The sequence below is a fragment of the Mycolicibacterium chubuense genome (assembly GCF_001044255.1).
Lineage (GTDB): Bacteria > Actinomycetota > Actinomycetes > Mycobacteriales > Mycobacteriaceae > Mycobacterium > Mycobacterium chubuense.
This window is the reverse complement of the sequence record NZ_JYNX01000088.1, coordinates 40,625-53,534: the sequence shown is the minus strand read 5'-3', so window position 1 is coordinate 53,534 and position 12,910 is coordinate 40,625. Positions and strand designations below refer to the sequence as shown.

Annotated in this window: 9 protein-coding genes and 2 pseudogenes; 10 read left to right on the top strand and 1 reads right to left on the bottom strand. The window is 68.4% G+C overall.

The features are described 5' to 3' along the window. On the top strand, window positions 1–829 hold an 829-nt coding region (locus tag MCHUDSM44219_RS26920; protein WP_131722356.1), incomplete at its 5' end, for an alpha/beta hydrolase. Here MCHUDSM44219_RS26920 and MCHUDSM44219_RS26915 read toward each other — a convergent pair. Next, window positions 826–1,275, bottom strand: coding sequence for a nitroreductase family deazaflavin-dependent oxidoreductase (locus MCHUDSM44219_RS26915; protein ID WP_048421335.1), 450 nt, complete (start codon window positions 1,273–1,275; stop codon window positions 826–828). The two genes, MCHUDSM44219_RS26920 and MCHUDSM44219_RS26915, sit on opposite strands and share 4 nt — an antisense overlap. Window positions 1,276–1,367: 92 nt before the next feature. On the opposite strand from MCHUDSM44219_RS26915, the pseudogene MCHUDSM44219_RS26910 reads away from it, so the two are divergent. The 9 genes and pseudogenes from MCHUDSM44219_RS26910 to MCHUDSM44219_RS26870 all read left to right on the top strand — a co-directional run. Beyond that, a pseudogene (locus MCHUDSM44219_RS26910) lies at window positions 1,368–4,322 on the top strand (ATP-binding protein); the annotation flags it as partial. Between the two features lie 135 nt (window positions 4,323–4,457). Then, on the top strand, window positions 4,458–5,865 hold a 1,408-nt coding region (locus tag MCHUDSM44219_RS26905; protein WP_131722359.1), incomplete at its 5' end, for an adenylate/guanylate cyclase domain-containing protein. Window positions 5,866–5,945: 80 nt separating this feature from the next. After that, on the top strand, window positions 5,946–6,695 hold the full coding sequence (locus MCHUDSM44219_RS26900; protein WP_236695597.1) for a hypothetical protein: 750 nt from the start codon (window positions 5,946–5,948) through the stop codon (window positions 6,693–6,695). Window positions 6,696–6,701: 6 nt separating this feature from the next. Further along, a complete protein-coding gene (locus tag MCHUDSM44219_RS26895; RefSeq protein WP_048421332.1) occupies window positions 6,702–7,880 on the top strand; it encodes a polyprenyl synthetase family protein in 1,179 nt (392 codons plus the stop codon). Continuing rightward, window positions 7,877–8,332 (top strand): hypothetical protein, encoded by a 456-nt coding sequence (locus MCHUDSM44219_RS26890; RefSeq protein ID WP_048421331.1) that lies wholly within the window; start codon window positions 7,877–7,879, stop codon window positions 8,330–8,332. The genes MCHUDSM44219_RS26895 and MCHUDSM44219_RS26890 overlap by 4 nt, the downstream gene beginning before the upstream one ends. Continuing rightward, complete coding sequence (locus tag MCHUDSM44219_RS26885) at window positions 8,329–8,589, top strand: hypothetical protein (RefSeq protein ID WP_048421330.1); 261 nt, start codon at window positions 8,329–8,331, stop codon at window positions 8,587–8,589. Before MCHUDSM44219_RS26890 ends, MCHUDSM44219_RS26885 begins: the two co-directional genes overlap by 4 nt. Next, on the top strand, window positions 8,586–9,575 hold the full coding sequence (locus MCHUDSM44219_RS26880; protein WP_048421342.1) for a hypothetical protein: 990 nt from the start codon (window positions 8,586–8,588) through the stop codon (window positions 9,573–9,575). The genes MCHUDSM44219_RS26885 and MCHUDSM44219_RS26880 overlap by 4 nt, the downstream gene beginning before the upstream one ends. Further along, on the top strand, window positions 9,568–9,972 hold the full coding sequence (locus tag MCHUDSM44219_RS26875; RefSeq protein ID WP_048421329.1) for an SCP-2 sterol transfer family protein: 405 nt from the start codon (window positions 9,568–9,570) through the stop codon (window positions 9,970–9,972). The genes MCHUDSM44219_RS26880 and MCHUDSM44219_RS26875 overlap by 8 nt, the downstream gene beginning before the upstream one ends. Next, window positions 9,969–12,907: pseudogene (locus tag MCHUDSM44219_RS26870) on the top strand (FAD-dependent oxidoreductase). The gene MCHUDSM44219_RS26875 and the pseudogene MCHUDSM44219_RS26870 overlap by 4 nt, the downstream one beginning before the upstream one ends. The last annotated feature ends 3 nt before the right edge of the window (window positions 12,908–12,910 follow it).

The following is a 12,910-nucleotide window of genomic DNA, read 5'->3' as shown; positions in this document are numbered from 1 at the left end:
CCTCGCCAGGGCATTGCACGCCGGCCGCGGCAGCGGGGTGGCCGAGGTCGTCGACGGCCGATTCCCGGGACCTGCCGGCGACCTGGCGTACCGCCTGTACCGGCCGGAGACCCCCGGCCCCCACCCCGTCGTTCTGTACTTCCACGGTGGCGGTTGGGTGCTCGGGGACTCGACGTCCGACGACGCGCTGTGCCGGGACCTCTGCGGCCGCACCGGTGCGATCGTGGTGTCGGCCGACTACCGGCACGCGCCCGAGAACCGGTTCCCGGCCGCGGTCGACGACGCCGTCGCCGCGCTGGCCTGGGTCGCCGAGAACGCCACCGCCTTGGGTGGGGATCCGAACCGGCTCGTGGTGAGCGGGTGGAGTGCGGGCGCCGGCCTCGCGGCCGTGGTGTGCCTCGCCGCCCGGACCGCTGGCGTCCCCGCCATCGCCGGGCAGGCGCTTCTCGCGCCGGTCACCGACACGGACACCGCGCGTACGTCCTACGCCGAGAACGGGTCGGGATACGACCTGGACGCCTCGCTGATGCAGTGGTTCTTCGACCAGTACTGCGATCCGCCGGACCGGCGTGACCCGCGCATCGCTCCGCTGCGGGCCGACGACCTCCGTGCCCTCCCGCCCGCCGTCGTCGTCACCAACGAGTTCGACGTCCTGCGCGACGACGGCGAGGCCTACGCGTCGGCACTGCGCGCAGCCGGCGTACCCGTCGAACACATCCGGGCCCGCGGCCACACCCACTGCTCGCTGACCATGGTCGGACTCGTCGTGTCCGGCGCCCCGGTGCGCGAGCAGTTCGCCGCGGCAGTGCGCCGGTTTTTCTGCGGCTAGGCCTTGGTGAGCTCGAACAGCGGGATGGCCCGCGTCGTGTTCGCCTGGTATTCGGCGAACACCGGCGCGACTTCCACGATTCTCGGGTAGGTGGCGGCGCGTTCGCCCTCGGACAGTTCCCGGGCCGTCACCTCGTAATCATCGGCGCCCACCTCGATCCGAGCCCGCGGGTTGGCCCTCAGGTTGTGCACCCAGGCGGGGTGTTTGGGCGCACCCGCGTAGGAGCCGACGATGAGCATCTTGTCGTCGACGGTCAGGTACGCCAGCGGGGACAGCCGCGGCTGGCCCGATTTGGCGCCCACGGTGTGCAGCAGCAGCAGCGTGGCGCCCTCGAAGGGACCGCCGACCTTGCCACCGTTGGCGCGGAACTCATCGACGATGGCGCGGTTGAAGTCGTCGAGGGCGGCGGTGTCGGAGTAGAGCTTCTTCTTGTCGATCTCGGTCATGGCCGAACGATATCCGGCTGCGAGTCGACCGCATCGTCAATATCATCAAGACATTCGCTCGTAAAGGGGGGCGCGATGCAGTGACTGTTCCGTTGCTGGATATCGACGGTCTCGTGGTCGGCAGGCATCGCGAGCTTGCTGAATTGCGCGCCGCCGTCGAGGCCGCCGAACGGACCGGCGGTTCCTGCGTGCTGCTCGGCGGTGTCCCCGGGGTCGGTAAGTCGACTCTGATCCAGAAGTTCGGCGCAGAAATCGGCTCCCGCAACTGTGTCTTCGCCTACGGCCGGTGCCGCGAGGGCGCGCCGGCGCCCTACTCCGCGATCGGCGAGGCGCTGCGGACCCTGGTCGCGGCGATGGACACCACCGGACCGGCCGAGCGGGATCGCTGGCGTACCACACTGACCAACGCGTCGTCCTCGTTGCCCGGCGTGCTGGCCGAACTGGTGCCTGAGCTGACGGATCTCCTCGGCTCCACCGCTCCGGTGCCCGATGTGGCCGCCGCCGACGCGCGGCATCGACTGCACCGCGCCGTCATCCAGTTGGTGTCTGCCACCGCGCAGTACCGCACCGTCGTGCTGGCCGTCGACGATCTGCACTGGGCCGACCGGGATTCGCTGCTGTTGCTGTCCGAGATGCTGGCGGTGGCACCGCGCAACGTGCTCGTCGTCGGTACCTACCGAAGCGGCGAATTCGACGCCGCAGCAGCCGGATTCGTGGCGTCAGAAACACTCGAGCTGCTCCCCATGCCGAGAGCAGACATAGAAGCCCTGCTCGCAGGCGTGGCCGGGACGGGCGACGAATTGAACACGGTAGCCGTGGAATTCGAACGCCGCACCGGCGGGAATCCCCTGCAGATCCGCCAGCTCCTACACCGCGCCCAACGTGACGGCGCGCTGATCCCGCTGAACGAAACGCACAGTGCAGGTTGGGACCTGCGGGTGCTCGCGTCCATCGAGGTGTCGGCGACTGAGGCCGAGTTCCTCACCAACCACCTCGGGCTGCTCCGGCCGATCGACAGGACGGTGCTCGGCGCCCTGGCCTGTATCGGAGGTGAGTTCGACCTCGCCGACGCGGCCGCCGCGGCGGGTCAACCCATCGAAGTCGCGACACGGGCGCTGTGGTCGGGCATGGAGCTACACCTGGTCGAGGTACTCGACCAGGACGGCCGACGGATCGCCAACACGATACGTCGGGATGCCCGTTACCGCTTCAGCCACGACCGGGTCGCCGAGACCGCCCGCCTCGGGCTGACTGCGGCAGATCGTGACGCAGCGCATCTGCGCCTCGGTCGCCACCTGGTGGCGCAGGGAGAGCCCCGGTTGTTCGAGGCGGCCCGCCACGTCGGCATCGGCGGTCGATGCCTGGCCGAGGACGACGGCGAGCGGATAGGGTTCGCCGACGTGCTTTGGCAGGCGGCGGCCCGCGCGCGCGCTCAGGCGTCGTTCCCGCTGGCATTGACCTACTGTCGCGACGGGCTGGACCTGCTCGGGGCCGATCGATGGAGAGTCGATCGGGAACGGACCCGTGAGCTGTACCTCGGGGCCGCCGACGCCGCCCTGCTCGTGGGCGACTTCCCGCTGCTGCACAGGCTGCTCGACGAGGCGGCACCGCACGTCGACGAGCCGGCGGACCAGCTCCGGCTGGCCTATCTCGGGGTCAAGGGGCTGTTCGCAGCCGACCGTCCGCAGGAGGCGATGGACGCCGGCTTGCAGGCGCTCGCCGACCACGGCGAGCCGATACCCACCGATGCCGGCAAGCCGCGGATGGCGAACGCCGTACTCCGCATGCGTTGGGCGATGAGCCGTTGGACCACAGCGAAACTCCTCGCCCTGCCCGCCTGCGACGACCCCTTGGTCGTGCAGAAGCAACGCCTGGCCGTCGCGCTGTCCCACGAGTCCTACAACGTGAGACCGAACCTTTTCCCGCTGCTGGTCCGCAAGCAACTGGACTTGATGCTGGCCCACGGCCACACGCGGCCCTCACCCCGGGTGCTGACCAATTACGGCCTGCTGCTGGTGATCCTGGGTGACCTGAGCGGTGCACAGCGATTCGGCGAAGCCGGGATGGAGCTCGCCCAGCGGCCGGGGTACCAGGACACCCGGCCCGAAACCACCTTCTACTTCCACAATTTCATCCGACACTGGCGCCACCCCGTGCGCAGCGGCCTCGCTGAATTACGGGGCGCCGTGGTCACCGCGTTGAACCAGGGCGATCGGGAAAGTGCAGGCTTTCTCGCCGCGACGTTGCTGTCCCAGACGTTCTGGGTGGGTACGCCGCTCGCGGACATCGACATGCTCGCCAGGTCCCTCATCCCCGACGTGCGATCCATGCCCGTTCCCAACCGGCTCTGCCAGGCCATGCAGCAGATGGCCCTCAACCTGATGGGCCGCTGCGACGACGTCTACCTGCTGGCCGGGGAGAGTGGGTACGACGAGCGGGAGGTGCTTCCGGCGGCCAGGCGCGAGGGTGAGGAGGTGATCCTCAGCCAGGCCGCGATCATGAAGCAGGGCCTGCACTTCTGGTCGGGCGATCTTGCCGGTGCGCACGCGGCGACAGACGAGGCCATGAGCCACGACTTCGGCATGGTCGGCACGGCCATCGCCCCGCTGGTGCACATGATCGGCGCGCTGAGCATGATTGCCCAGGCTCCCCGCGATCGGGCGACCGCCCACTTCGTGCGCAAGACCCTCGACATGCACCGCAAGGCCGCCGAGGGTTCACCCGAGAACTACTCGGCCGCGCTCGCTCTGATCGAGGGCGCCTGGGCACGAGTCCGCGGCAAGCACGACACGGCGGAACGCCACCTGCATCGGGCCATCCAGCTTGCCGAGGACAACCACCTGCCGATGATGAGTGCCCGCGCACACGAGGAGGCGGCGGCCGTCTACGCCGAAACGGGCCGAACTGCTTTCCGTGACCACATGCTGCACTCGGCCTACCAGACCTGGCTGAGACTCGGGGTGACGGTGCGCACCGATTGGTTGGCGCGAAATCATCCCTGGCTTCTCGGCCGAGAGCTGGTGCATTCGGGTGCGGGCGGCGTCGACCGGGGTGAGCTGTTCGACGACGTCAGCCTCGGCGGCGTCGGGCAGCGGGTCGCGGTCGGGTGTCGTCATCACGGGTTGCCTCCGAGAGTCGGGGGGGCGGTCCCTTCACGATAGTTCGCCGGGTCATCGCCGTCNACACCCTTCGCGGCCGGGTCGACGCGTTCCTCGCGGACAAGGACATCGACCTGGGCGGCGATCGGCGCGTTCGTGGTCTTCACCCGTCCGGCGACCGCGGCCGAGAGCGTGGTGCGCGGCTCGAACCGAGGACGATCTCAATCGAATCGTTCTGCAGTCGGTCGTCGAAACGACAGGCGCGCGCCGGGCGCTGCTGCTCACCGGCCCCGCCGAGACACTCTCGGTGCGCGCGATTCATCGCGATGGCCGGGTCTTCGGCGTCGACACCGCCGTCAACGACGCCCCGTATGACTCTGTGCTGGTCGCTCGCGCCGCCCGCAGCGGAGACACGCAGGTTGCCGACGCACACGATCGTGCTCTCGCGGTGCCGATCCGGTTGCAGGACAGGCTGATCGGTGTCGTCTATGCCGAGCATCAGGGTTCCGGTCGGCATTTCACGGCGGATCAGCGAGAAGCTCTGGTGTTCCTGTGCGCGCAGGCCGCTGCCCCGCTGTGGAACGTCGCGCTGGAAGCCCAGCTGAAGGCCGCCGACGAATACCGCCAGTCGCTCCTCGACGCCCAGTCCCGATTCGTCCCGAACGAGGTCCTGCGCATCCTCGACATCGACGACCTGCGCCGGGTGCGCGCCGGTCATCGTGTGGAACGAGAGATGACGGTGCTCATCAGCGACATTCGCGGCTACACCACGATGCTCGAGGACATGGACCTCGCCGAGGCGGGCAACTTGGCGATGGGCTTCCTGCGCGCGGTGGAACTGCCCATCGTCAGCTGCAACGGTCTGGTGCAGGACGTCCGCGGGGACGAGATCCTCGCGATCTTCGAGTCGGCGGTCGACGCCGTGCGGGCGGGTGTGGCCATGCTGCGCTCGCTGGGTGAACACAACGAGGAACGGCGGACTCTGGGATCTCAGGAGCTGCGGGTGGGGATCGGTATCAACACCGGCACAGTCGGCGTCGGGCTGGTCGGTGGAGTCAACCGGATGGTGCTGACCGTGATCGGTGACGCGGTGAACCTGGCGGCACGCATCGAGAGCATCAACAAGCGCTACGGATCCACGTTGCTGATCTCGGACGCAACCCGCGCAGCGCTGGGCGACGAAACCCCCTTCGACGTCCGCCGGATGGAGCGGGTGATGGTGGTCAACCGGCGCGGTCCGGTGACGATCCACGAAGTGTACGAGAATGATCCGGACGACACACGAGCCGCCAAGCGCGCGGCGCAACCATGTTTCGACGAGGCCTTCGCACTGTTCGATGCGGGCGAGGTGGACGCGGCCCGCCCAGCGTTCCAGCGCTGCCAGGAGTTGCTGCCCGACGACCCCGTCGCGCCGCTGCATCTCGCACACTGCGACGCGATCGCCCGCGGCGAGATGGTGCCCGGACAGGACGTGGTGCTGCATCAGAAGTGAGTACTACCCAGGGTTGATCTTGAGTGTCATGATGACACCCGAGGGGGTCCGAAATGTATTTGACTGCGCAACATTTGGCCTTGGCCAATCAGGCTGTCCTCGAGACGTTCGAGAACTGCAGCGTCGCGTGGCAGGCCATACCGCACTGGGACACCGGCGATCCCGCGCAGACGCAGGTGCGCGAGGACAACGTCAGTCCGCCCGCTGCGATCATGAACATCAAACCGCTCAAAGAGGACATCGACGTCACGCTCGCTCTCGCTCTGTCCGCGGATCCGGCCCCGCTGATCAATGTCGTGAATGCCGCCACCGTCACACTGACGGCAGCGTTCGACGCGGCCGTGGTCACCGCACTGCACACGAGCAACGCGAGCAAGCAGTCACTCCCCTTCGCCGGCGCGAACCAGGTTCTCCCGAGTCTCATCAAAACGCGAGCGGTGTTGGAGAACAAAGGGTTCCGCTCGCCGACGTGTCTGATAGCGAACGACGATGCGTTTCTCGAGATGAACAAGCTGACCGGCGGAGTCTCCAGCCTTCAGGCGATCCTGACCGGAGCGAACGTCAACTCCCTTCATCGCGTGGATCAGATCGAGGCCCCGCCGGCGGGCAAGGCACGCGTGTTGTTACTCGGCCGCCGTCAATTGATTCCTCACGGCGGCGCCGCGGAAGCCTCAGCAGGTGAAGAGCCTGTCGATCTCGCCGTCAGCGTCGCACCGAGCCTCGAGGTGGTCGGCGAGAACGGGACGAACGAGATCAGGCTTGCGGTCCGGATCGCGTACGCACTGCGCATGAAGGACCCCAACGGCGTGGCCACCGTCACCGCCAGCTGATCCACGATGACGTCGATCCTGCCGGGCTCGCCACCGGATGTTGCGCCCACTCCCCTCGACGACTATCTCGCCCTGTGCAAGGAGGCCTGCGACGGTGAGATCGCCCGGCTCTATGGGGACGGCGATCAGGCAGGCGGCCTGCGGGATCTGATCCTCGACTATCCGCGCCGCGGTGGGAAGGCGCTGCGGCCGGCGCTCGGTATCGCCGTGTGCCTCGGACTGGGCGGCCATCTCGACGCCATCCTCCCCACCGCCGCGACACTGGAGCTGTATCACAACGCCTTCCTGATCCACGACGACATCGAGGACGAATCCTGGTGGCGCCGCGGGAAACCGACGCTGCACATCGATCACGGTGTTCCCATCGCCGTCAACGTCGGCGACGCGATGCTGTCGTTGTCGCTGCAGCCGTTGCTCGACAACGTCGAGCGCATCGGTCTGGGCCCCGCCCTGCGCATCCTGCGCGCGGTGTCGCACATGACCCGCAGGACCGTCGAGGGTCAGGCGATCGAGCTCGACTGGGTCCGGTCGAACACGTGGACGCTGACCGATGCGGACTACCTGACGATGGTCGAACTCAAGACCAGCTGGTACTCCTTCATCACCCCCCTGCAGGTCGGCGCGATCGCCGCCGGTGAGGACCCCGACAGGCTGGCGCCGCTGGAGGCCCTCGGGCGCCACCTCGGTGCGGCGTTCCAGATCACCGACGACCTGCTCAACCTGCGCGCCGACCCCGACGAGTACGGCAAGGAGATCGGCGGCGACCTGTGGGAGGGCAAGCGCACCCTGATGCTGTTGCACGCCATGCGCTGCGCCGCGCCGGCCGACCGGCAACGTGCGACGCACATCCTGGCCAAGCGGCGCCCCACCGCGGATGGTGCGATCAGCCTGGTCGAGCTGCTCGCCACCTTGACTCGGCGCGGCGAATTGTCGGTGAGTGGCCGCGCGTCGATCCACAGTTTCCTGATGGCACAGCACGTCTCGGAACCCAAGACGTTCGACGACATCAGGTGGCTCTACGGGCTCATGCACGACATCGGGTCGCTCGCACACGCCAGGAAGGTGGCATCCCGACACGCCCGCGAAGCCGCGACAGTCCTGGCCGATCTCGACTGGCTGCCCGCCAGCCAGCACCGCGACACTCTCGCCGGGCTGGTCGACTACGTGCACGGACGGACCCGATGAGACCCGAGGAGCTGGTCGCCACTCTCGCCGAACTGGAGCGGATCCGCGCCGCGATCCTCGATCTGGTCGAGCAGCAGGCTCCCCGACTGCTCCCGGAACCTCCCGACGATGCCGGCGCCGACCGGACGACGTACGACGTGCTCCTCGGTCTCCGCCGTGCCGTGCTCGGCAACCCTGCCGCGGCCCGCGGGCTGCACGACGTGCTCGTGGCACAGGGGCGTCGCTACGCCGAAACCCCGGACGGCGCCCGGTTGCGCGACGCACTCGCGTCGTCGCAGGCCGTCGAGAATCTCCGACTGGTGTGGGAGACGGTCAGCCTGAACGTCTTGGACGGCCCCGCCGCACCGGGACGCGCCCCCGATGCCTGGGCAGCACTGTTCGCCGACACCGTGGTCGCGCAGGGCCTCGACGACGCCATACTGTCCCGATTCCGGCCGGAGGGCTTCGCATGACGCTGCTCGATCCTCGGCCCGCACTCGCCGAGCACAGTTCACTCATCGGCTACCTCATGGGTGTCGCGGCGGTTGCGCAGGCGATCGACGAGCTCGCGCTCGACCCGAATCGCAGAACGAGCGGCGCGGCAGATGATTTCGTGCACATGCTGGTGGGGGTGGCGAGTCTGGGCGGGGCGATCGAGGACCTCGCGGGTCCCGTCGCTGTCGCTGCGGCGCATCCCTCACCGAACACACCGCAGCGGTGGTTGCGGTGACCGCCGTACTCGCGCAGAGCGACTTCGTCCGCGCGCCACTGCTCGCCGACACCGATGACTTCAAGGAGTGGCATCACTTCGTCATCCACGGACCCGGCACCCATGTCCTCGTCAACTTCAGTCTCGCCGGCCATCAGTCGGCACGGGTCATCGTCGTCGTGCACGACGGGCGGTGGACCGGAGTCGTCGAGCGGTGCGACCCGAGTCAGGTGGCGGTGTCCCACGATCTCGGTGAGCTGAGCATCGCCGCCAGCACCATGCGGGTGAGGCCGGACGGCTACCGGGTTCGGATCGACCTCCCCCGCCGCGGCATTCGTGGCGAGATGGAGTTCACGTCGGTGAGCCGGCCCTTCGTGGTCAACAATCAGCCCGTCGGCGAGGGACGGATGAGCTGGCTGTTCGTGCCGAGACTGCGCACCACCGGGTGGCTGCGCCTCGACGACCGCGACATGGTGTTCGACGACCATCTCGCCTACCACGACCACAACTGGGGGCGTTTCCGGTGGGGCGGCGACTTCGGGTGGACCTGGGGCACCGTCGTGCCGAAGGAGCGGGCCAACCCGTGGTCGATGGTGTTCCTGCAGATGACCGATCGACGGCGGCTGCGCTTCACCTCGCAGGCCGTCTATGTCTGGCACCGCGATGAACCTGCGGCGATGCTGTTGCGCTCCGCAGTCGATACCCGGCTACACGGCACGCTCGCCGGTGCCGACTGCACGCTTCCGGCTCCGATGGGCCTCATCGTGGACGGCACGGTGCCCGGCGTGCCCCAACGCCTGGAGATCCGCGCCCAGCGGCTCGACGACAGCGTGCGGGCCGAGTTCCGCCCCAGTTCTTATGCGCGGCTAGCTCATCCGAGCGAGGTCGACCTCGACCGGTGCACCGTACTCTGCGAGGCCGCAGGCACCGCCCGCGTCACCGGAACCGTCCGGGGCGAGCAGATGGATTTCGACGGTGCGGCAGTCTTCGAGTTCCTCCATGGCTGAGCACATTTCGTCGCTGCTGCGGCGATCGGTCGATCACCTCGCCGACGAGGTGCCCGACAGCTACCGGCTGACGCTGGAGTCCCTCGGTTCCCTGGTGGTCGGCCTCGACGTGGACGGCGAACAGTTCTCGCTGCGCGGCGAGGATCGGCTGGTGGTCACCGACGGCCAACCGGCGTCCGCAGATGTCCGGATCACGACCAGCCGGGCCGCGATCGTCAACGTACTCGACGCCGTAGTCACGTTGCCGGGGGCGATCGACGCGGGTGCGGTGACCGTTGTGGGATCGATGGACGACGTCGTGTGCGTGCACGACACGTTGCGCGCATACGTCCACGCCGCAGTACGCGCGCCGGCTCAGGACGAATTGCTCGACACCCTGCGGGCGGTAACCGCATGACCGTCACGACGCCCGCTTCCTGCAATCCCCGCCCCACCGTCGCCGTTCTCGGAGCCGGCATCGCGGGCCTGACGGCAGCGCACGAACTCGCCGAGCGAGGCTTCGACGTGACCGTGTACGAATACCGCGAGGACGAGCGCAACGGGCTCGGTGCCGCACCGCCGGGCAACTATCCGCCCGTCAAGCTCGGAGGCCTCGCCGCGTCCCAGTACTCGACGGTCGGCACCCGCGACGGCAGTCCCGCCGAACTGCGGCCGTTCCCGGGTCGGCGTGGGACACCGACGCCGCCGCAGTGCGCGGTGGCCGGTGAGCACGGCTTCCGTTTCTTCCCGGCCTACTACCTCCACATCTGGGACCTCTTCCAACGGATTCCCGTCTACGAGTGCCGAGACGGAGCCGCCGGACACAGGCGTTGGCAGCCCACCTCGCGCACCGTCATGGACAATGTGCGTCGAGTGGTGACCCAGGGCATGACGGTGGCCGGCAAGCCGTCACAGGTCTTCCCGCGCGAACGCCCGCGCAGCCTCGCCGAGTTGCTGAGTGTGGTCCATCAGCTCTCGGAGCTGGGTCTGCCCGCCCACGACATCGCCTACTTCCAGAGCCGCCTGCTGCGCTTCCTGGTCACCAGCCCACTGCGCCGCGCCCGCGAGATCGCCTACGAGTCGTCCTATGACTTCTTCGTCGGGCGAGACCGCGGCGGCAACGCGCAGCACACCTACTCGCCGAGCTTCGACCGCCTCCTGCGCGAAATGCCCAGGGTACTGGTTGCTTTCGATCCGAACTGGGGCGACGCCCGCACCAACATCGTCAGCTATCTGCAACTGTTCCTCAACATGGACCGCCGCGACGACAAGGCCGACGGTGTGCTCAACGGGCCCACCACGGAGGCGTGGCTCGACCACTGGTATCGCCACCTCGTCGCCTTGGGTGTGCGGTTCGTCCACGCGGCCGCCGAGAGCCTCGACCCACCACCGGCGGAGCCGGCCGTGCCGCCGCATCTGCGGTCGCGGGTGCGGATCACGCTCACCGACGGCACCCGGCTGGCTCCGGATTACACCGTCGTCGCCGTCGACGCGCCCGCGGCGGAATGGGTCACCACGGCGTTGCGTGCGGCAGGCACCGGCGGCACCGTCGCGGGGCTCGACGGTTTCACCACCTCGGTGCCGCCGCCGCACGAGCCGCTGCAAGCACAGGCGACGCGCCCGCAGACGCGACGCAACCCGTACGTCGTCGACGAGGTTGGGCGGGTGCCGTGGGATCGGTTCCAGACCATGACGGGAATCCAGTTCTACTTCGACACCGAATTCCAACTCCTGCGCGGACACATGTACTACGCGGGTGCCGAGTGGGGATTGTCATCGATCAATCAGCACGGGCTGTGGGAGAACCGCCCTCAGTTGCCGCGCGACGGCCACGTCGCCGTGCTCTCGGTCGACATCGCCGACTTCAACACACCGTCCAGTCATCTGGTCGACGAACTGGGACGGGGAAAGACGGCCCGGGACTGCACGCCGGACGAGATCGCCGCGGAGGTGTGGCGCCAGATCGTCACCGCCCTGACCAACGATGCCGACAACGTCGCCGAAGCCATGCTGCCGTGGCCCGTGTGGTACGCGCTGGATCGCGGTCTGGGTATGGCGCACGGGCCCGGACAGGGCTCCGGACGAATCGTTCGCAACGAAACGCCCTATCTGATACCGATCGTCGGAGATTGGGACAACCGGCCCGGCGGTGATCCCTGGAATCCGCACGACAGTTCGTGGACGTTCACCCCATCCGACGAGGACTGGCTCGTCGATCTGGAGGAGCGGGGCGTGTGGCAGGCCCGCCATGGCGGGTATCAGGTACACCACAACTCGGTGGTGTTCGCCGGCACCTGGAACCGCACGTTCACGCGGCTGACCTCGATGGAGGCAGCGTGTGAGTCAGCGCGGCACGCCGTCAACGCGATTCTCGACCACTACGTCTGGGTCGGCACGAACGGCGTCGACCGCCGCGAGTACACCACGCTGCCCTGGCGATTCCCGTACGGCTTTCTCGACCAGGGCTTCTCGAGCCCGGTCCGGATGCCGACACCGGCCGGCGACTACTGCTACGTCTTCGACGTCGAGAACCGCGAACCCGCCGACACCCGAGCACTGCGCATCCTCGATTCGCAGTACTGCCTGCAGTCGCTGCCTCATCCGCTCGACACACTCACCGCACCCGCTGGAGGTTCACCATGACGACGCCGGCCGATTACAACCAGCAGTTGCAGGCCTACCTACAGGCCTGGCGGCAGCTGCTGGAGTCTGCGGCCGCCCTGGCCGCCGCGATCCCGCTGCCGGGGATGGTGCCCGGCCTGCCGACCATGCCGCCGACGACGGCGACGGCCCCCGCGTTCCCGGCGCCGGCCGACCACACCCAGCAGCTCTTCGGCTATTTGCAGGCGTGGCGGCAGTACCTCGAGCAGACGGTGGGGGCGGCCAACGCGTCGTCGGGCGGCCCGAGGGACGAGACCACGACCGCGCACGCGGATCGCCCGCCCCGGCCCACCGAACCCGTCCCGCCGAAGGATCCCGGCGTCAGCAGGGCCGGGTCGGGCGAATCGTCCGGATCCACCGGACCGAAGCTCCCACCGCGACGCCAGGATCGGGCCCCCCGCAACCCCTTTGGTGGTCAAGTGCCCACCGAGGGCGCCCTGCGCGCGCCGATCGACCGACGGCCTGTCGCTCCCGGCAACGAGGATCACAGCGTCGAAGTGCCGTCGATCCACGACCGGCAGGCTGCGGCCATGGCTCGCGGACAACAGATTCCTCGGCCGCCGGCTCTGGAATTCGGTCAACAGATCACGCCGCTGCGTGGCCGTGTGGATCCGGGCTCGACCCCGTTGCCCGCGAAAACATTCGGCGGATTGTTCAAAGGGTTGACCGAACGCACACCCGGTATCGAGTGAGCG

What these genes read in the sequence shown, in the direction of transcription:
- MCHUDSM44219_RS26890 (WP_048421331.1), top strand. Translation starts at nt 7,877, where the DNA reads ATGAGACCCGAGGAGCTGGTCGCCACTCTCGCCGAACTGGAGCGGATC.
- MCHUDSM44219_RS26915 (WP_048421335.1), bottom strand. Translation starts at nt 1,275, where the DNA reads ATGACCGAGATCGACAAGAAGAAGCTCTACTCCGACACCGCCGCCCTC.
- MCHUDSM44219_RS26885 (WP_048421330.1), top strand. Translation starts at nt 8,329, where the DNA reads ATGACGCTGCTCGATCCTCGGCCCGCACTCGCCGAGCACAGTTCACTC.
- MCHUDSM44219_RS26895 (WP_048421332.1), top strand. Translation starts at nt 6,702, where the DNA reads ATGACGTCGATCCTGCCGGGCTCGCCACCGGATGTTGCGCCCACTCCC.
- MCHUDSM44219_RS26875 (WP_048421329.1), top strand. Translation starts at nt 9,568, where the DNA reads ATGGCTGAGCACATTTCGTCGCTGCTGCGGCGATCGGTCGATCACCTC.